The 19,775-nt window shown below is 36.3% G+C and carries 24 protein-coding genes; 14 read left to right on the top strand and 10 right to left on the bottom strand.

Features of this window, described 5'->3' with window-relative positions; all coding sequences use genetic code 11:
- The first annotated feature begins 13 nt into the window (after nucleotides 1-13).
- The 11 genes from NC799_RS01655 (at nucleotide 14) to NC799_RS01605 (ending at nucleotide 10,593) form a co-directional block, all read left to right on the top strand.
- Nucleotides 14-163, top strand: a complete 150-nt coding sequence (locus NC799_RS01655) for a DUF3918 family protein (RefSeq protein WP_272444574.1) — start codon at nucleotides 14-16, stop codon at nucleotides 161-163.
- A 156-nt stretch (nucleotides 164-319) separates the two neighbouring features.
- Nucleotides 320-1,387, top strand: coding sequence for an AI-2E family transporter (locus tag NC799_RS01650; RefSeq protein WP_272444573.1), 1,068 nt, complete (start codon nucleotides 320-322; stop codon nucleotides 1,385-1,387).
- Between the two features lie 371 nt (nucleotides 1,388-1,758).
- Entirely contained in the window at nucleotides 1,759-4,395 is a 2,637-nt protein-coding gene (alaS, locus tag NC799_RS01645) for an alanine--tRNA ligase (protein ID WP_272444572.1), read from the top strand.
- Nucleotides 4,396-4,480: 85 nt separating this feature from the next.
- Nucleotides 4,481-4,750, top strand: coding sequence for an IreB family regulatory phosphoprotein (locus NC799_RS01640; protein WP_272444571.1), 270 nt, complete (start codon nucleotides 4,481-4,483; stop codon nucleotides 4,748-4,750).
- A complete protein-coding gene (gene ruvX / locus NC799_RS01635) occupies nucleotides 4,750-5,166 on the top strand; it encodes a Holliday junction resolvase RuvX (RefSeq protein ID WP_272444570.1) in 417 nt (138 codons plus the stop codon). The genes NC799_RS01640 and ruvX overlap by 1 nt, the downstream gene beginning before the upstream one ends.
- A gap of 13 nt (nucleotides 5,167-5,179) precedes the next feature.
- On the top strand, nucleotides 5,180-5,461 hold the full coding sequence (locus tag NC799_RS01630) for a DUF1292 domain-containing protein (protein ID WP_272444569.1): 282 nt from the start codon (nucleotides 5,180-5,182) through the stop codon (nucleotides 5,459-5,461).
- A 143-nt stretch (nucleotides 5,462-5,604) separates the two neighbouring features.
- Entirely contained in the window at nucleotides 5,605-6,741 is a 1,137-nt protein-coding gene (mltG, locus tag NC799_RS01625) for an endolytic transglycosylase MltG (protein WP_272444568.1), read from the top strand.
- Nucleotides 6,742-6,823: 82 nt separating this feature from the next.
- Complete coding sequence (locus NC799_RS01620; RefSeq protein ID WP_272444567.1) at nucleotides 6,824-7,480, top strand: O-methyltransferase; 657 nt, start codon at nucleotides 6,824-6,826, stop codon at nucleotides 7,478-7,480.
- Nucleotides 7,481-7,482: 2 nt separating this feature from the next.
- Nucleotides 7,483-8,118, top strand: a complete 636-nt coding sequence (gene udk, locus NC799_RS01615) for a uridine kinase (RefSeq protein WP_272444566.1) — start codon at nucleotides 7,483-7,485, stop codon at nucleotides 8,116-8,118.
- 162 nt (nucleotides 8,119-8,280) lie between these two features.
- Complete coding sequence (greA, locus tag NC799_RS01610) at nucleotides 8,281-8,757, top strand: transcription elongation factor GreA (protein WP_272444565.1); 477 nt, start codon at nucleotides 8,281-8,283, stop codon at nucleotides 8,755-8,757.
- A gap of 111 nt (nucleotides 8,758-8,868) precedes the next feature.
- Complete coding sequence (locus NC799_RS01605; RefSeq protein ID WP_272444564.1) at nucleotides 8,869-10,593, top strand: peptidoglycan D,D-transpeptidase FtsI family protein; 1,725 nt, start codon at nucleotides 8,869-8,871, stop codon at nucleotides 10,591-10,593.
- Here the strand turns inward: NC799_RS01605 and NC799_RS01600 are convergent.
- A complete protein-coding gene (locus tag NC799_RS01600) occupies nucleotides 10,590-10,838 on the bottom strand; it encodes a KTSC domain-containing protein (RefSeq protein ID WP_272444563.1) in 249 nt (82 codons plus the stop codon). The genes NC799_RS01605 and NC799_RS01600 overlap by 4 nt on opposite strands.
- Nucleotides 10,839-11,023: 185 nt before the next feature.
- On the opposite strand from NC799_RS01600, the gene NC799_RS01595 reads away from it, so the two are divergent.
- The 3 genes from NC799_RS01595 to NC799_RS01585 all read left to right on the top strand — a co-directional run bounded on the left by NC799_RS01595 (nucleotide 11,024) and on the right by NC799_RS01585 (nucleotide 12,735).
- A complete protein-coding gene (locus tag NC799_RS01595; RefSeq protein ID WP_272444562.1) occupies nucleotides 11,024-11,701 on the top strand; it encodes a YrrS family protein in 678 nt (225 codons plus the stop codon).
- Between the two features lie 16 nt (nucleotides 11,702-11,717).
- Nucleotides 11,718-12,413, top strand: coding sequence for a 5'-methylthioadenosine/S-adenosylhomocysteine nucleosidase (gene mtnN, locus NC799_RS01590; protein ID WP_272444561.1), 696 nt, complete (start codon nucleotides 11,718-11,720; stop codon nucleotides 12,411-12,413).
- Nucleotides 12,414-12,495: 82 nt separating this feature from the next.
- A complete protein-coding gene (locus NC799_RS01585; RefSeq protein ID WP_272444560.1) occupies nucleotides 12,496-12,735 on the top strand; it encodes a YrhC family protein in 240 nt (79 codons plus the stop codon).
- Between the two features lie 69 nt (nucleotides 12,736-12,804).
- Here NC799_RS01585 and NC799_RS01580 read toward each other — a convergent pair whose 3' ends face one another.
- The 9 genes from NC799_RS01580 to sda all read right to left on the bottom strand — a co-directional run bounded on the left by NC799_RS01580 (nucleotide 12,805) and on the right by sda (nucleotide 19,740).
- Entirely contained in the window at nucleotides 12,805-13,008 is a 204-nt protein-coding gene (locus NC799_RS01580) for a sporulation protein YjcZ (protein ID WP_272444559.1), read from the bottom strand.
- A gap of 86 nt (nucleotides 13,009-13,094) precedes the next feature.
- Nucleotides 13,095-13,811, bottom strand: a complete 717-nt coding sequence (gene sigK / locus NC799_RS01575; RefSeq protein ID WP_272444558.1) for an RNA polymerase sporulation sigma factor SigK — start codon at nucleotides 13,809-13,811, stop codon at nucleotides 13,095-13,097.
- Between the two features lie 272 nt (nucleotides 13,812-14,083).
- Nucleotides 14,084-14,458 (bottom strand): monovalent cation/H(+) antiporter subunit G, encoded by a 375-nt coding sequence (gene mnhG, locus NC799_RS01570; RefSeq protein WP_272444557.1) that lies wholly within the window; start codon nucleotides 14,456-14,458, stop codon nucleotides 14,084-14,086.
- Entirely contained in the window at nucleotides 14,439-14,750 is a 312-nt protein-coding gene (locus NC799_RS01565; protein ID WP_272444556.1) for a Na(+)/H(+) antiporter subunit F1, read from the bottom strand. The genes mnhG and NC799_RS01565 overlap by 20 nt, the downstream gene beginning before the upstream one ends.
- Nucleotides 14,747-15,223 carry a Na+/H+ antiporter subunit E gene (locus tag NC799_RS01560; RefSeq protein ID WP_272444555.1) on the bottom strand — a complete coding sequence of 159 codons (477 nt, stop codon included), beginning with the start codon at nucleotides 15,221-15,223 and terminating at the stop codon, nucleotides 14,747-14,749. The genes NC799_RS01565 and NC799_RS01560 overlap by 4 nt, the downstream gene beginning before the upstream one ends.
- A 4-nt stretch (nucleotides 15,224-15,227) precedes the next feature.
- The gene (locus NC799_RS01555; RefSeq protein ID WP_272444554.1) at nucleotides 15,228-16,709 is read right to left on the bottom strand and encodes a Na+/H+ antiporter subunit D; all 1,482 of its coding nucleotides are present in this window, start codon (nucleotides 16,707-16,709) and stop codon (nucleotides 15,228-15,230) included.
- A complete protein-coding gene (locus NC799_RS01550) occupies nucleotides 16,702-17,040 on the bottom strand; it encodes a Na(+)/H(+) antiporter subunit C (RefSeq protein ID WP_272444553.1) in 339 nt (112 codons plus the stop codon). The genes NC799_RS01555 and NC799_RS01550 overlap by 8 nt, the downstream gene beginning before the upstream one ends.
- 2 nt (nucleotides 17,041-17,042) lie before the next feature.
- Nucleotides 17,043-19,376 carry a Na+/H+ antiporter subunit A gene (locus NC799_RS01545; RefSeq protein ID WP_272444552.1) on the bottom strand — a complete coding sequence of 778 codons (2,334 nt, stop codon included), beginning with the start codon at nucleotides 19,374-19,376 and terminating at the stop codon, nucleotides 17,043-17,045.
- Nucleotides 19,377-19,596: 220 nt separating this feature from the next.
- Nucleotides 19,597-19,740, bottom strand: a complete 144-nt coding sequence (sda, locus tag NC799_RS01540) for a sporulation histidine kinase inhibitor Sda (protein ID WP_272444551.1) — start codon at nucleotides 19,738-19,740, stop codon at nucleotides 19,597-19,599.
- Between the last annotated feature and the right edge of the window lie 35 nt (nucleotides 19,741-19,775).

The raw sequence follows: 19,775 nt of genomic DNA, 5'->3' as shown, positions 1-19,775 counted from the left end.
GGGGGGAATTAACTTGAATCGAATTGTATCCTCACTTGTATCAATGGGTGTAGGCGCTGCTATTTATCGTACAGCTAAAAAGCGCAACATCCATATGAACGATATCCTTAACGAAAGGACGATGCGCCAAGCAAAAAAAATCGTTCGAGACGTCCTGCGTTAGCTTTAATAAGCCCTTGTCAGGTTGACAGGGGCTCATTTAAGATTTGACGTGGCTGTCGCTGAATTATCCATGCTTGGTTTTTTTATACTTTCTTATTAGCTTCAGCGCCCTCGCGCTTTTGTTCTTCAAATAAGAAATGATAAGGAGAAGTTTTCCATGTTTAACCAAAATAAATCGATGCGTTTCTTATATTGGATTTTAGTTGGTATATTGTCTTTTTTATTTCTTTATTTGCTTACTATCCTATTCCCTTTTTATGAAAAATTTTTTACTACATCGCTTAAAATATTAATGCCTTTTATAATTTCTGGAATCATAGCTTATTTGCTACACCCAATTGTCGAGAAGCTGCATCGTTTCCATTTTCCAAGGTGGCTTGCAATTTTAACTATTTATATTCTCTTTTTTGGTGGAGTAGGGTTTGGATTATATAAAGCCTATCCCCTAATGATCAACCAATTAAATGACCTGGATAAAAATCTTCCTCAGTTCATTGATATGTACCGGAACACAACACATGGTTTGTATGAAAAAACAGCCTTTTTGCCGGAAGCAGTTCATAAAAAGATGGATGACTTTTTTTATGATTTAGAAGAATTTGTAGGGGATTTTATCACCAATAGTGTCAAACAGCTTACTAAAATAATGGATGTAGTTGTTGTGATAGCGGTTATTCCGGTTCTTGTTTTTTACTTTCTAAAAGACTTTAAGAAAATACAATCTTCACTTTGGAAGCTTACCCCAAAGAAATACCGAGAAGAGGGAAAGGACTTAGCAATTGATATCGATAAAAGTTTGGGGAATTATATAAGAGGACAATTACTCGTCTGCCTATTCGTTGGGCTCACCTCTTATGGACTCTTGTGGTTAATCGGGATGAAGTATCCATTACTATTAGGACTAACGATGGGAATAACTAATATTATTCCTTATTTTGGACCACTATTAGGCGCTATTCCTGCCTTGATTATCGCTTTTACCATATCAATGAAAATGGTCGTTTTTGTCATCTTATCTGTTTTTATAGTCCAAATTATTGAGGGTAACCTATTGTCTCCATTTATTGTTGGAAAAAGTATCGACATCCACCCAATTATAATTATATTTGCCTTGATTGTAGGGGGTGAGATAGGGGGCGTGGTAGGTATGATTGTAGCCGTGCCTGTTTTATCTGTGATAAAGGTTTTTATTATCCATATTAACGCTTATCGCTACAATAATTGACAAAATGTTAAATGTTTTCTATAATTCAATCGAATCGATATGAATAAATGTAGTTAAAGTGTTGACGATCATGAGTACATGGCAGACCATCTATATCCTGTTTGGATAAAAAGAGAGGAATTTCCTTAGGCTGGGAGAAATTCTAGGTGAAGGGTCATGGAAGCTAGTTCTGAGTGTGGTTTAATCGCCACCGGTTCGCACCGTTACATGCGACAGAAGGTGATGGCACTTAGAATAGTAGTCATAATCAGGGTGGTACCGCGAATGCTCTCGTCCCTGCTAATTTAGCAGGAATGAGAGTTTTTTTTGTATTCATTGTTCAGATAAGGTAAGCAAACTTGTATTACGAAAGCAAATAGGAGGAAAAAGAAATGAAACATTTAACATCTGCTCAAGTTCGACAAATGTATTTAGACTTCTTTAAAGAAAAAGGTCATCGTGTGGAACCCAGTGCCTCATTAGTTCCTCATGAAGATCCAACCCTGTTATGGATCAACAGTGGTGTTGCTACATTGAAAAAATATTTTGATGGAAGGGTTATTCCAGAAAATCCAAGAATCGTCAATGCTCAAAAATCAATCAGAACGAATGATATCGAAAATGTTGGGTATACAGCAAGACACCATACCTTTTTCGAAATGTTAGGTAACTTCTCCATTGGGGATTATTTTAAAGAACAAGCAATTGAATTTGCATGGGAGTTCTTGACAAGTGATAAGTGGGTTGGTTTTGATAAAGAACGCCTATCAGTAACTGTTCATCCTGAAGATGACGAAGCGTATCAACTATGGAAAAATCATATTGGTTTGCCTGAAGAAAGAATCATTCGATTAGAAGAAAATTTCTGGGACATTGGAGAAGGACCAAGTGGACCAAATACCGAGATTTTCTATGACCGAGGAGAGAAGTTTGGAAACGACCCGAATGATCCGGAATTGTACCCTGGTGGGGAGAATGAAAGATATTTAGAAATCTGGAACCTTGTCTTTTCGCAATTTAATCATAATCCGGACGATACTTATACACCGCTACCAAAGAAAAATATTGATACAGGCATGGGATTAGAGCGTATGGTCTGTGTGATTCAAAATACGAAAACAAATTTTGAAACGGACTTGTTTCTGCCATTAATGAAAGATGTGGAAATAATGGCAAGTGTTCGTTACGGGGAAAAGGAAGAACTTGATGTTGCCTTCAAAGTAATTGCTGACCACATCCGAACAGTTACTTTTGCCATAAGTGATGGTGCATTACCTTCTAACGAGGGTAGAGGATACGTATTAAGAAGATTATTAAGAAGAGCGGTTAGATATGCGAAACAAATTGGTATTGATGACCCATTTATGTTCCGTTTAGTAGGAACTGTTGGCGAAATAATGAAAGAATTTTATCCAGAAGTTAGCAATAAAAAAGATTTTATTGAAAATGTGATAAAAACGGAGGAAGAAAGGTTTCACGAAACGTTACATGAAGGACTTGCCATTTTGGCTGAGATTATTGAAAAGGAAAAACAAAAAGGAAGTAATACGTTTCCTGGTGAAGAAGTTTTCAGACTTTATGACACCTATGGTTTTCCAAAGGAATTAACAGAAGAATATATTGAAGAAGAAGGTTTCCAAATCGATGAGACTGGATTCGAACAGGAAATGAATAAACAAAGAGACCGGGCCCGAAAAGCACGGCAGAAGGTCGATTCGATGCAAGTCCAAGAAGGTGTACTAAGTGAGGTTGAAGTGAAAAGTTCTTTTATTGGCTATCAACGTTTAGAATTGGAAACATCTGTATTAGAAATGGTGAAAGATAAAGACTTCCAAGTTTCTGCTAATGAAGGAGAAGAGGTTTACATTATCCTTGAGGAAACACCTTTTTATGCAGAAAGCGGGGGACAAATTGCTGATAGGGGCTTTATTTATACTCAAACTGCGAAAGCAGAGGTTATCGATGTACAAAAAGCGCCTAAAGGTCAAAACTTACATCGAATTATCGTAAAACAAGGAACCCTATCCAAAGGAGATCGGGTAAAAGCTGTAGTTGATCAAGAATATAGGGGCTCTATCGTTAAGAATCACACGGCAACACATTTATTACACCAAGCATTAAAGGATGTGTTAGGTGAGCATGTAAACCAAGCAGGTTCACTTGTTGCTCCTGGTAGACTTCGATTTGACTTCTCTCACTTTGGCGGAATATCTGAAGAAGAACTGACAAAAATAGAGGGCATTGTGAATGAAAAAATATGGGCATCTATCCCGGTCGCAATTGCACATCATAAGCTAGCAGAAGCAAAAGAAATGGGAGCGATGGCTTTATTTGGTGAAAAGTATGGCGATGTTGTTCGGGTAGTACAAGTTGGGGAATACAGTATTGAACTATGTGGGGGTTGCCATGTAACAAATACAGCCGAAATTGGTTTGTTTAAGATTAGCACTGAATCAGGAATTGGTGCAGGAACTAGAAGAATTGAAGCTACTACTGGTAAGGCTGCTTATCAATATTTAACGCAAAAACATGAAACGTTAACCCAATCTGCTAAATTGTTAAAGGTGGCTGAGGATAAAGTTCCAACTCGAATTGAAGGTCTATTTCAAGAAATAAAAGAGCTTCAACGGGAAAATGAATCATTAAGTGCGAAGATATCAAATATGGAAGCATCTTCTATCCTAGACGATGTGGAGGACATTGATGGTGTTAAGTTACTTGCAAAACAAGTAGACGTAAAAGACATGAATCAATTAAGAAATATAGTAGATGAACTGAAACAAAAACTAGGTTCAGGTATTATCTTGCTAGGTTCGGTAAACAATGGCAAAGTACAATTAGCTGCTGGTGTATCTAAAGATTTGATTGCGAAAGGGTATCATGCAGGTAACCTTATTAAAGAAACAGCTACACGTTGTGGTGGTGGCGGTGGTGGTCGTCCTGATATGGCTCAAGCAGGCGGAAAAAACCCGGAACAGTTAAATGATGCCCTAATGTATGCAAAAACTTACGTGAAAACAAAAGCATGATTTGTCAACACAACCCTTTAAAAGATATAATGAAAGGGACTATCAATGGAAACTACCGAAAAAATTGAAGAAACGGGGTGATTCCATGGAATCAATGGACAAAACAATGCAGTTTAATTTCCAAGATCAACCTTTAGACGAGAGTGTAAAGGAAGTATTAATGACAGTGCATGAAGCGTTGAGGGAAAAGGGATACAACCCAATTAATCAGATTGTTGGTTACTTACTATCAGGCGACCCAGCATATATTCCACGCCATAAGGATGCAAGAAATCTAATTAGAAGGATTGAACGGGACGAGCTTATTGAGGAACTAGTAAAACATTACCTGAGTCAGCATAAAGAGGATAAATAATGAAAACAATAGGATTGGATGTTGGACAAAAAACAATCGGCGTTGCAGTAAGCGATGCGTTTGGATGGACAGCCCAAGGTGTTACCACAATAAAGTGGGAAGAACAGGATTTTACTAGTGCCGATTCTCAATTAAAACCTATTATTGATGAACATGAAGTCAACAAAATTGTCGTTGGCTTGCCAAAGAATATGAATGGTACGATTGGTGAACGCGGTGAAAAATCGAAACAGTATGCTGATTACCTTCATCATACGTATGGGGTTGAAACTGTTCTTTGGGACGAACGCTTAACAACCATGGCGGCTGAAAGAATTTTAATTGAAGCAGATATGAGTCGAAAAAAGCGAAAAAAGGTAATCGATAAAATGGCGGCTGCCATCATTTTGCAAAGTTATCTTGATACTAAGAAATAGTGGAGGTGCTTCTGTGGCCCTAGAAGAAAAAGAAAGAATTATCATTCCCGATGATAATGGAGAAGAACATCTGTTTGAAGTTTTATTTACCTTTGATGTTGATGATACAGGAAGTTCGTATATTGCAGTAGTTCCGGTTGATCAAAAAGACGATGAAGAAGTTGAAGTATTTGCTTTTCGTTATGAAGATCAGGCAAACGAAGATGATTTATCTCTTTTCCATATTGAAACAGATGAAGAGTGGGAAATGGTTGAAGAAATGTTGAATACCTTAACCGAGGAAGAAGCCGATTAAAAGAAAACAGGGTCTGATCTCGCCCGAGGTCAGACCCTCCTTTTCTGTCAAATCTGTTTATTCATGGTGCGAATAATGTGAAAATAATAGAAAAAATGACGATTTGTGTAGTATAATGTATCCGGATGAAGGGAGGCAGTTTCATGACTACATCTGATAATAATAGAGATGAAAATGAGAGGCTAAAACAACTAGTAACTGAAAGATCAGAAGAAGCCAAAATGGTGCGAAAAATTGTTGCAGTGATCCTTACACTTGTAACAATTGCCATCATCGTTGGTGGTATTACCGGATACTCTTACATTAAATCAGGTTTAGAGCCGGTAAACCCTGAGGACAGTGCGACTGTCAGCGTTGACATACCATTAGGGTCATCTTCATCACAAATTGCTTCGATTCTTGAAGAAAAAGGAATCATAAATAACGCAATGATTTTTCGCTTTTATATTAAATTTAGTAATGCTGCAGATTTTCAAGCGGGAAAATATGATCTATCCCCTTCGATGACATTAGCCGACATAACAGCAGCGCTTCAGACGGGGAAAATTATCAAAGAACCAGTGTTAACAGTCACAATTCCAGAAGGTAAGACAATGGAACAAATAGCTTCTTTATACGCAGAAAAAGCTAATGTTGACAAAGATGAATTTATAGAGGTAGTAGAAGACCCTGATTATGTTAAGCAGTTAATTAATACTTATCCGACAATCCTGTCTGAGGAAATACTTGCTGACGACATTAAGACACCATTAGAAGGCTATTTGTTTGCTGCAACCTATCAATTTTATGAAACGAACCCTAGTATCGATACAATCGTTAATGCAATGCTTCAAAAAACGGAGGATGTGGTAACCAATTATCTTGATTTAATTAACCAAAAAGAAGATTGGACTGTTCACGACATCATAACAATGGCATCTCTCGTAGAAAATGAGGCCCAAACCGAAGAAGATCGAAAAAGGATTGCGGGCGTGTTTTATAACCGTTTGGCAGCTGATATGAGGCTGCAAACAGATCCAACCGTCCTATATGCACTAGGTGAACGTAAGGATCGTGTTCTTTATGAATATCTAGAGGTCGATTCGCCGTACAACACATATAAAGTCAGTGGTCTACCAGTCGGTCCGATTTCTAATTTTAATGAGAATTCTTTACTTGCGGTACTTGAACCTGAAAAGACTGATTACATGTATTTTATTGCTGCGGATGATGGCAAGATTTACTATGCAAAAACTTACGAAGAGCACCAACAACTAGTCGCCGAATACTTAGAAAGATAGGTTATTAACTATAAGCGGGGAAAAGTTCCCTGCTTTTTGTAATTGCTAGAAAGTCACAAAAATTTTCATGAGGTGAATATAGATGGATGATCAATTACATGCCTATTTAATGCAAACAAGGGGCACGAATAAAACGTGGGTTGCCCGGTTAGAAAAATATGCTGCAGATAATCAAGTTCCCATTATGGAACCACTAGCAGTTGATTTTCTCATGCAATTAATTAGAATAAAAAAACCGAAGCGAATCCTAGAAATTGGGACTGCGATCGGTTACTCTGCCTTGCAGATGGTAGAGGCTTACGAGAATACCTCGATTGTTACGATTGAACGAGATGAAATTCGGTATAAGGAAGCGATAAACAATATAAATGAGTTAAATAAACAAAATCAGATTACTGTTTTATTTGGCGATGCTTTAAATCTAAGTGAGCAAGTTAAAGCTATGGGACCTTTTGACTTGTTATTCATTGATGCAGCAAAAGGACAGTATCAGCATTTTTTTGACATGTACACAAAATTTTTAACAGACGATGCACTAATTGTTTCAGACAACGTCTTATTCAAGGGGCTTGTTTTTGACGAAAGTACTGATAACAAAAGACTAAAAAAAATTGCTGCGAAAGTTCGTCAGTATAATGATTGGCTTGTTGACCATCCTAGTTACAAAACAACCATTGTTCCAATTGGGGATGGCGTTGCGATTAGCGTCAAAGAAAAGGATAAAAGTGAGGAGAGCTAACAATGGAAAAACATAAGCCCGTCATCATCGGAGTAGCTGGAGGTTCAGGTTCGGGTAAAACAGCGGTGACGAATTCGATTTTTCAACAATTTGGCAATACTTCTATCCTTGTTATAGAACAAGATTACTATTATAAAGATCAATCACATATCCCTTATGAAGAAAGATTAAACACTAATTATGATCATCCCTTCGCCTTTGATAATGACTTACTTGTTCAACATGTACATGATTTGTTAAATCACCAGGCGATAGACAAACCTGTTTATGATTACAAGCTACACACTCGTTCAAAGGAAGTTATCCATGTGGAACCAAAGGAGGTCATTATCTTAGAAGGAATACTAATTCTTGAAGACAAAAGGTTGTTAGACCTTATGGATATAAAAGTCTTTGTCGACACGGATGCAGATGTAAGAATCATTCGTAGAATGGCTCGTGATATTAAAGAGAGGGGGAGAACTATTGACTCGGTAATTGATCAGTACATAAATGTTGTTAGACCAATGCACCTCCAATTTGTTGAACCAACAAAGCGGTATGCTGATATTATTATTCCAGAGGGTGGACAAAATCATGTTGCAATTGACCTAATGGCAACGAAAATTCAAACGATCCTTAATCGGAATATGTTTTAATAGGGAAAGATAGAAAAGTATTGAAAATTTAGTGGAAATCTGCCATAGTATTTGTTAGTAGTTTTAATTTATCCATTTATCCAATTTTTGTAAAACAATTATATTAGTATTGGTTATAAAATGGTGGTTAGAAATATTGTCGGGATTAAAGGAGTGTTAGGAATGGCTGTAGAGAAGAGCTATTATATGACCCAAGAAGGTAAAGACAAACTAGAAAATGAATTACATTATCTTAAAACCGAAAGACGACAAGAGGTAGTTGAACGGATTAAAATTGCTCGAGGTTTCGGTGACTTATCGGAGAACTCTGAATATGATGCTGCTAAAGATGAACAGGCTTTTGTAGAATCAAGAATTGCACAAGTTGAAAATATGATACGTAATGCCGTCATTATTGAAAATGATAATCAAAATCCTAATATAGTATCGTTAGGTAAATCAGTTACATTTCAAGAGCTACCTGATGGTGATGAAGAAACATATACCATTGTCGGAAGTGCAGAGGCAGACCCGTTTGAAGGGAAAATATCGAACGATTCACCAATCGCCAAAAGTTTACTTGGTCGTGAGATAGGAGAAGAGATTACTGTACCAACTCCAGGCGGCGATATGAATGTTAAAATTCTTAATGTTGAATAGTAGACAAAAATACCGGAGCCTGTAACAGGGTTCCGGTATTTTTATTTTTAAGTAGTAGGAAAGGTTTAAAAAATAGAGAAAAGTAGATACTTCAACTGGGAGGAGGTTATTATGAAAAGATCCCGGATTTTAGTTTGTACTACTTTATTAGTTCTTTATTTTTGTTTTATTATTTTTAAACTTGCAGATATTCAACTCTTTTCGCCAGATGCGTATGGACCTGAGAAAGTGAATCTATTAAAAAAAAGTGTGGAACAAAGAATAACAGAAATAGAACTATCCAGCGGTCGAGGGGTATTATTGGATCGATTTAACAAACCTTTAGGTACATCTAAGGTTGAAGATATTGTCCTTTTTCCCTTTCTTGCTACAATGGATTTACCTCCAACAGTTAGCTTAATGTTAAATCAGCTAGCCCCGATGTGGCAACAGCAGCTCAAAACCATCAAAAAACCGATTTTTCTTTCTCAACTATTGGACAAACAAATCTCAGAGGATATGGTGGAGCAGGTGAAGAATGCAGATATTCCTGGGATGATTGCAGTCCGAAGAGATGGTACAAAAGACCCGACAATTGCTGAACATTTGATTGGATTAGTTAGAGATAATCCTAAGGAATATGACAAACGGTATGGTGATGTGGAGAAAAGTGACAGGTCGATTGGCATTTCTGGGATACAAAAGGCGTTTGATTCGTTTTTACAAGCAAAACAGCAGGAAAAGCTGATGTACAGTGTTGATGCAATTGGAAATCCTTTATTAGGCCTTGATTTACGTTATGTTGGTTCAGAGAATGATTATTACCCTCTAAAGCTTTCAACAACAATTGATTCAGACATTCAACAAATGATTGAAACAACAGTTGATTCTTATGGGATGAAAAAGGGTGGGGTAGTGTTATTAGATGTTAGAACAAATGAACTCGTGTCGCTTCTATCTAGACCAAAAATGGACACAGAACAACCCTTTGCTACTGACACTGTTCGTAATCAAATGTTGACAGCTCATTTTCCAGGGTCTGTTTTTAAAACAGTAATTGCAGCTGCTGCCATTGAAAATGATGAAGCAACTGTTAATAACACCTATGATTGTGATTTGAATGTATACGGAGATGGGGCTTCTGATAGAAAGCTAGGTGAGCTTAATTTTATAGAAAGCTTTGCAAAGAGTTGTAACTATACATTTGCGACTATTGGTAAAAAGTTAGTCGGCGAAAATAACACGATTATTGAAACCTATGCAGATAAATTAGGCCTACTCGGACCGGTTGGTTGGGTAGGAAATATCTTTCATCTTAACAATTTCAAACAATTTCCTGAGGAGGAAAACGGAAAAATATGGGGAGATGTCTATGACCGTTCCGTACAAAGGGCTATTGCCCAAACAGCAATAGGTCAAAAAGAGGTTAAAGTAACTCCTTTAGCTGTAGCAAATATGATTTCAACCATCGTCAATAATGGTGTGAAAAGAGAGATTCGGGTAGTAGATAAAATTTTATACAACAACGGAACTGTCATGAAGCAGTTTCCAGATCATTATCAAAAAGAAAACCAATTGGAAAAAGAAACTGCAGTTAAACTAAAGAAAATGTTAACTGAGGTAGTGGAAAATGGAACAGGTTCCTATTTAAAACAACTATCTGTTGCAGGTAAATCAGGAACAGCACAGATTGGCAAAGAAAATCGCTATAATCATTGGTTTGCTGGTTTTTTTCCAGTGGAAAACCCTAGGTATGTAATGGTAGTTGTTGATTTAGATCAAACCAATGATCAGGCCAAAACGTATCCAATTTATCAAGCAATTGTGAAACAATTAACTTCTGAAGGGTCCCCTTAAGAAAGTTTGGAGACCCTTGTAGTATATTGTATGTAAGGAAAGTTTACTAACAGATGTGATTGCAAATAATTTTCTTTATCTATCGAAATAACAAATTGGAATACAGTTTCTTCTGTAACCTCACTAAAATCAATTTGTGAACCATTATGGAAATACACCGTGAAGATTTGATTACATTTGTTATAGCTTACTTTTTCGAATGAAGATAAATTCCATAATTTTCGATCAAATGTCGTACTTTTCAAGTCCAGACACACTCCTTCTTAGATCTCTTTAGTCTTATTTAGATACATATGATGAAACTCCTTCTAATATGCCAAAACTAGTAGTGGTTCGACAAAAAAAGTTGTCCATTTTGTACCAATGGACCATTGGTCACATACATGGAAAATAGTATAATAAGAAAAGAGAAAAAGAGGAGGAAGGGATTATGCCAAAAGATTTTCGTACATACACACGTCTCGATCGATTTGAAAAGAAACGAAAAAATACAAAAGCTATTTCATGGCTGCTCGTCTTAGGAGGACTATGTGTTGTTGCTTTGATTAGCCTAATCCTTTTTGGTCCAGACGATTCAGTTGGTCCAGCCCAAACAGTATCTGGTGAGAAGCAAAATAGTGAAACTACTAATCCAGATGATGATTCGTCTCAGTCGGAACAATCAGTCGATGATGGAAACCTAAAAGAAGGAGAACAGAATACAAACACAAACGATGACAATAGCGCTGATATTACTATTGTCCAATCAGATGATGACAATGTCTTAGAAGCTTATGAAGGTAATTGGGATCCGGTTGAAACAGTACAACAAGAACCACATACCATTACTTTCGAGCAGGATTCGACCGATTGGAAGGAAATGATGCGTGCGGTTGAAATCGCGACAGGGTTGACTACCGATAATATGATTCAGTGGTGGGTAGAGCGTGATGGTGAACAGAAAGTAAATGCCACTGTTTCAGATAAAGCTGAATCGGAAATTTATCGTGTTTATGTTTCTTGGATTGAAAACCAAGGATGGATGCCAACAAAAGTAGAAAGATTGAAAGAAAATGATCAAAAGCGTAGATTTGAAACTGATTCTAGTGAACAATCAGCTTCTGAATAAGGAGGAACTAAAGACAGTGACAATAGGAATTATTGGAGCAATGGATGAAGAAGTACAACTATTAAAAGAAAGCATGAAGATTGATAAGGAAGAAACGGTAGCAGGGTGTCCATTTGTTATTGGTTCACTAGTTGAGCAGGATATTGTTTTACTAAAGTCTGGTATTGGTAAAGTAAATGCAGCAATGGCTACGACGATTTTGCATGAACGTTTCAAGCCTTCAATAATAATTAATACGGGTTCAGCAGGCGGTTTCGCTGAAAATCTAGAAGTAGGTGACCTAGTTATCTCGACGGAAGTTATCTATCATGATGTTGATGTAACTGCTTTTCAATACGATTATGGCCAGGTACCAGGTATGCCAACGACTTTTAAAGCGAACGACGATTTAGTTTCTTTAACTGAAAAAGTGATTAATATGTCTCGTGGAATAAAAGCAGAGAAGGGTCTAATTGCAACTGGAGACTCTTTTATGCAAGACAAGCACAAAGTTGATTTTGTTCGTGATAAGTTTCCAACAATGCTTGCAGTAGAAATGGAAGCAGCTGCTATTGCTCAAGTATGTTATCAGTATCAGACACCGTTCGTTATTATCCGTGCATTATCTGACATAGCAGGGAAGGAGTCTTCGGTTTCCTTTGACGCATTTTTAGAAAAAGCAGCGACTAACGCAGCAAATTTAATTATGGCTTTGGTTAAAGAGCTAAAATAATTATTGTGTTAAGGCAATTCCATCATTTACATTTATTTTTCCCATCAGCTATATGGTATCCTTTAGTGGGGAGGGGAACTAAATGGAGATGGAGCAACAAAGGATAAAACAGAGAATAGAAGATTATAGTCGTTTTTTTATTACATTAATTGTTTTAAGTGTCTATTTTTATTTAGGTATGATTATTACTAATTATCTTGAACCTTCTGATAAAGGGATCTTGCTTGTTTGGCTATTATTGCTTAGTTTAATTAGTTCAGGTGTGTTTTTATACTTGGTTATTAAGTGGAAAAAGCAATTAAGTGATCTTTTACAAGATTAAAACCTCTGATCTATGGTAGAATCAGAGGTTTTTTCTCTTTAAAAGATAAGCAAGGCGCTTTCGCTTTTCTTATACATAATTAAAATAATAATAGGCTCCACCCAGAATTAACAATAGAACGATGCCAACAATAAATAAGGAATAACCAAATCCATTGCCGTATCCAAAACCATAACCAGGATAACCATAACCAAAGTCTCCATAGCCTAATGCATCATACCCATAGTTAGCATATCCTGTATAAGGATATCCTTGATATCCCCAGTATGGCATATTTATTCACCGCCTTTTGGATTCTTTACTAATAACTTATGAATAAAGGGCGGTTGTGTATAGGTCTTTGCCTTAATTTCAGTCAATTAATTTTCATTGCTTTTTTGCTTTTCCTTCTTGTAGTATTCATGGAATACTTTCATTAATGCACGTTTCTCTATTCTACTTACATAACTTCTAGAAATATTTAATTTTTTTGCTATCTCTCTTTGAGTCAAGTCTTCGTTATTACCAAGGCCATATCTTGCTGTAATTACTTCTTTTTCACGATCATCTAATATATCTAGGTATTCAGATATTTTAGCAACTTCCATGTTTAATTGGATGTACTCGATAACATCCTCGTTTTCTGCTTGTAAAATATCAATTAAACTTATTTCGTTTCCTTCCTTATCTTGGCCTATCGGATCATGCAATGAAACATCTTTTTTTGATTTTTTTAGTGCTCTCAAATGCATCAGAATTTCATTTTCGATACACCTAGCAGCGTAGGTAGCCAATTTGGTCCCTTTTCCACTTGAGAAACTTTCGATTCCCTTTATTAAACCAATCGTACCAATCGAGATTAAATCTTCCGTGTCTTCTCCAGTATTTTCAAATTTCTTTACAATATGAGCAACTAAGCGCAGATTATGCTCAATTAACATATCTCTTGCATGGGAATCACCATCTTGCATCTTTTCAATATATTTTGCCTCTTCTTCAGCTGATAATGGTTGTGGAAAGGCATGATTTTTAACGTAAGAAACGAAAAATAGCACCTCTTTAATTAGGAAAGTAAGCGCGCTTAGAATCGTGGACAAAACACATGCACCTCCTACAAGATTAGGCTAAGGCCTATAACATACTGTATGTGCAAAGTATGATTTTGTGCCTGTCCAGACCAAAAAAATTTACAAGCGCACAGTATTAACTCTAAAAAAAGTGCAGCTGCCTCTTCACAGCAAAGGATTATCTGTTGACATACTACTGAATTTTTTTCATTACGTAAAAAAACGACTCCAACAAATAATGTTAGAGTCGTTAACTGTATTTTAGACCAATGTAATGTTAATTAGATTTTCTAAGTTCTAGGCTAATTTTTATTTTTACTTTTCAGTGCATCGGCGAAATCATCCTTTAACTGTCCTCTTGACCAAGGCTTAACGCCGCTTTGATGCGCAGCTCTTGAGATCATATGACCAGAAACTGGGGCAGTTAACAAAACAAATACAATACCGAGGATAAGTTTTCCGCTTACTATTCCATTTTCCAAGTAAAGGAAAAGAAAAGCACCTATCATAACACCAGCAACACCAAGAGTTGCTGCTTTAGTTGATGCGTGGAGTCTAGTATACACGTCTGGAAATCTCAGAATTCCGATTGATGTTGAGAAGATAAAAAACGTTCCGACCAGTAAGCAAATGATGATGACGATATCGATGAGAAAATTAATCCAAGTCCCTGTCAATAATAACACCCTTTTCTATAAATTTTGCAATGGCTATTGTCCCTATAAATAGCAGAATGCCAATTAACAGTATGACATCATTAAACTTAGTCGTTAATAATAAAACTGCCACAAGACCTGCAAGTGCCATTAAATTTATTCCAATCGTGTCAAGTGCAATGGCACGGTCTGGGTTAGTTGGTCCAAAAATGACACGATAAAGTAGTAAAATAATCGAAAGTGAAATAACCACCATACATAAGACTGCTACGATTTGAATTAATTGTTGGGATGTTTCTAGCAAAGTACTCATCGTGTCACCTCCATAATGGCCTTTTCAAATGTATCCTTAATTGCTTGAATTGACTCCTCTACATCTCCTAAATCCATTGCGTGTATAAAAATGGTGGAGTTATCATCGGATACAGCTACAGATAAAGTCCCAGGTGTTAAAGTTATTAGGTTAGCGAGCATGGTAATTTCCCAATTGCTCTTTAACTCGGTAGGAAGAGCAAAAATACCTGGTTCAAAACTCGGCTTCGGTTTATACACTAGTTTAACTATTTCAATATTTGAAAGAAGGAGCTCTTTGAAAAATAATAAGACTAATCGAATTACTTTTACGACACGGATCATATAAAAGTTGTCTGGAATAAACCGCTGGAATGCAAGTAAGAGTAGTATTCCGATAATATAGCCTGAAATAAATGATGAAAATGTATAATTTTCACTTAAAAACATCCACATTATTGCAATGATAATGTTTAAAATCATCTGAAATGCCATAAGGTTACTCCTTTAAAACAGATTGTATATAGATTTCAGGGTCTAATAGATAGGCAGAGATATTTTTAACACCTGGGTAAAATAATTCTGCACCAACACCTAATAATACAGAGAAAAATAACAAGAAAATTGCGGGTATCGTAAGTTTATTTGCCATTTTTCTGTTAGGTTGAATTTCTTTGTTTTCTTCTCCCCAAAAAGCACGAATAAAGATTTTCATTACGGAAAATAGAATTAACAGACTCGACAGGAGACCGATAATAACAACAAGTATTTCGCCGTTTAAAAGCGCACCTTGTAGTAATAAGAGCTTGCCGATAAATCCGCTAAATGGTGGAATTCCTGCTAAAATTAAGGCAGCAAGGAACAACATCCAACCAAGCAATGGATAATGATGGATGAGTCCACCCATCTTTTTTAAATCCGTAGTACCCGTCAAGTGTACAATTGCCCCAATTAATAAAAATAAGGCAGCTTTTATAAGCATGTCATGAACCAAATAATATACTGTCCCGCTAACTGCTGTTTCATTGAGAATGCCAACTCCAAGTAACATAAAGCCCACTGCAGGAATAATGTTGTAAGCAATGATTAATTTTATATTATTTGTTGATAGAGCACCAATTACCCCAAAGATTAAGGTGAACACTGCTATCCATAGAAATAAATCATGGGTAAAAGTTGTTTGATAAACGAATATAAGTGTAAATATGCGAATGATTGAATAAATTCCTACCTTAGTTAACAATGCACCAAATAAGGCGGAAACTACCGGGTTAGGAACCGTATAGGGTTTCGGTAACCAATAATACAATGGGAATAAGGCGGCTTTTGTCCCAAAGACAAAGAATAGTAAAATAGCAATGGTTGTTAAAACACCCTTTTGTTCAACCTCACCGACTCTTTCAGCAATTTGAGCCATATTTACCGTTCCAACGACAGAATATAGAAAAGCAACTGTTGTTACAAACAGCATTGAAGAAAACAAATTGATTAGCACATATTTTATCGATTCACGTAATTGAACTCTTTCTCCACCGAGAACAATCAATCCATAGGAAGCCATAAGCAATACTTCAAAAAATACAAAAAGGTTAAACAAATCTCCAGTAATAAAAGCCCCGGACACACCAGTTATTAATAAAAAGAAAAAAGAATAGAAGTAAAACTCTTCTTGCTTTTTTGATAAAGTTAGTGGAGCATAAAAAACCGTTGCCAAGGCTATAATATTTGTCGTTAAAACGAGCGTTATAGAAAATATATCCGCTACTAAGATGATACCGTATGGAGCAATCCATCCACCGGTCTCTAGTACAACAGATCCATTATTAATCACATAATAAAAGACGTATAAAACAACAAGAAAGTTGATTATTGTTAGAACTTTCGCCAATGTTCTGACCAAAGGTAGTTTATTATGAAAAAAAGCAAGCAATACCCCGGCAATCAACGGCATGACAATTGGTAAAACAGCTAAGTTACTCATTTTCGTTACCCCTTAATAAATCCATATTGTCTGTTTCATTTCGTTTGGAAACGCGATATGCCAACACGAGTAATAAACTTGTGACCCCGAAGCTGATAACAATAGATGTTAGAATCAGAGCTTGTGGTAATGGGTCAGTATATTGACTAATGTCATATTCAAGTATTGGCGGTGCCCCTCTTTTTAACTTTCCCATTGTCAAGATGAATAGGTGAGCACCATGGGAAATTAATGCTGTCCCGATTATTATTCTAAGTAATTGTTTTTGTAACAGATTGTAGATGCCAGTTGTAAATAAAATGCCCGATAAAATAGACATGATTATTTCCATCGTTACTCACCCTCCTTTTCGCCTCGTAGCTTTACCATTCCGTAGATAGCAAGTGCAGCAATACCAAGAACAGTAATTTCAAATAACGTATCCAAGCCCCGCATATCGACTAATATGATGTTCACAATATTGTCTCCACCACCAAGCTTGTAGGATGTTTCTACATAGTAATCAGATATGGTTGGAAACCATTTACTACTGTGAGCAGAAATCGCAACCAGTGTCATCATCGTTCCAAAACTAGTAGCAATTATTCCATTTGTAAGCTTGATTCCGATTGTATCGTCTGTTTTTCTTAAATTAGGAAGATGGTAAAAGCATAGCAAAAATAATGCCACGGTTATTGTTTCGACAACTAACTGAGTTAAAGCAAGGTCTGGAGCCCGATAAATAACAAATAACAGAGATAACCCGTAGCCAACAACACCAAGGATTAGGATTGCGGCAATTTTATTTCTGGCAAAGACAGTTCCAATTGCTGCAAGCGCCATTGTAACTGCTACAAAAATCTCGGCATAAGATACTTCTGCCAAATCATCTGTCTTTATCTGAAATCCGCCGGTTGCAAAAATGGTAACAAATGTGGTCACGACAATCATTGTCATAATTAATGCTATATATCTTCTAAGTGAACCATTCATATAGCTGTTCGTAATCTTACTCGAGTATGTTTCAACCCCAACGATAATCTTGTCATAGACACGGTTAAAGCTAAGGTTACCTGGAATAACAGTGTAAACTTTTGACCACTTCTTTCTAGTCACATATAAAAGTGCTCCAAGCACAACAACTGTAATCGACATAAATAAAGGTGGAATAAATCCTTGCCAAAATACAATGTTCTTTTCAATTTGGTAGCCACTAATTGCCTCTGCGGTATGGGCTAGAAACGACTGATTAACTAGATTCGGAAATAGACCGATGACAATTACGGCAATCACTAATAGGATTGGTGACACAAGCATACCAAGTGGAGCTTCATGAGGTTTCTTAGGTAATTGATCTAATTTTGCCTTGCCTGTAAATGTACCAAAGACTAAATACATGGAATAGATAAATGTGAAAATACTTCCAATAACCGCTAAGTATGGTATTGCTTGCCCGAGTAATTGTGCTCCAACTAGTGGGTTATCATGTAATTCCAACGTTGCATCGAAAAACATTTCCTTACTATAAAAACCGTTTAGGAACGGTAAAGGCATTCCAGCCATTGAAAATGCGCCGAAAAATGCTAATGTTGCAGATATTGGTAATAAGGTCATTAACCCACCTAATTTACGAATATCTCTTGTACCTGTTTCATGATCGACTATGCCAGCAATCATGAACAAACTTCCTTTAAATGTTGCGTGATTCAAGGTGTGAAAAGCAGCAGCAAATATAGCTGTCTTCGTTCCGATACCTAACAAACTCATAATCAACCCTAACTGGCTGATAGTAGAGAATGCAAGAATCCCTTTTAAGTCTGTTTGTCTTACTGCCATAAATGATCCCCAACATAAAGTTAGTATCCCGATACCACTTACTACAACAAAGAACCATTCGTTTAAGACGAAGATAGGTAAGAAACGAGCAATCAGAAAGATACCAGCTTTTACCATCGTTGCAGAGTGCAAATAGGCACTAACTGGGGTAGGTGCTTCCATTGCATCAGGTAACCATATATGAAATGGGAATTGGGCAGATTTTGTAAATGCTCCTAGGAAAATAAATGTCATAATTATCGGCAAATAAGGACTTTCGAGAATAATATCCTTTTGTTGAATCATTGCTTGAATACTAGTAGTGCCTGTGATGACATTCAACAGAATTAATCCACCGAGCATACTTAGTCCGCCAAAAACAGTTATCATCATAGACTTTAAAGCACCATAACGGGAGGCGGCGCGGTGATGCCAATAACCAATAAGTAAGAATGATGAAATCGATGTTAGCTCCCAAAATGTATATAGTACAAATATGTTGTCAGACAATACAACACCTAGCATTGCAGCCATAAATAATAACAAATAAACATAGAAAGATCCAAGCCGCTCCGATTTATGTAGATAATAAATGGAATAAAAAGTGACTAGTGTTCCAATTCCACTAATAAGTAGTACAAATAATAAACTCAGTCCATCAAGGTAGAAAGATAAGGAAATCATTAGTGATGGTATCCATGAATAAGAAGCGGAAATTGGTTGAAAATCCTCACCAATAAATTGGAGATAGTAAATGAAAATGGATAATGGAACGAGAAGAACAAAATAGCCTGTATGAATTTTGTCTTTCCATTTTGCAAAAGCAGGTACAAAAATTGCAAATAGTAATGGGATGATAATAGTAAACAGCATCTTTAGTTAAAGTCCTCCTTTATATTGTGAAACAAGGAACAATATGAATGTACTTAACTCATCATAGTACATTTTTATCAAAAATAACAACAATATTCAACTAATGCAATCCTATAGATGACATATACTACTATCATACCAAAACAAAAAACTCTTGCCTTATATAAAAGTGACAAGAGTTCGACAAAATTTGTATTTTTCTCTACTGTTCTAGTTAGATTCAATTAGCCGAATAAATGATTTCGTGAACTAAGGAACGTTTTTCAATTTCTTTCTCAATTAAACGGATAAAATCTGGACTCAAACCTAATTCAGTTGCTTTAAAATAAGATTCAATTAACAATTCATCTGATAAGTGTTCCATATGCAGCCCCTCCTGTATTGGAAGCTTACTTCCTA

Origin of the sequence: Aquibacillus salsiterrae (assembly GCF_028416595.1) — a bacterium.
Classification (GTDB): Bacteria; Bacillota; Bacilli; order Bacillales; family Amphibacillaceae; genus Aquibacillus_A; species Aquibacillus_A salsiterrae.
This window is presented reverse-complemented; position numbering and strand designations above follow the sequence as displayed.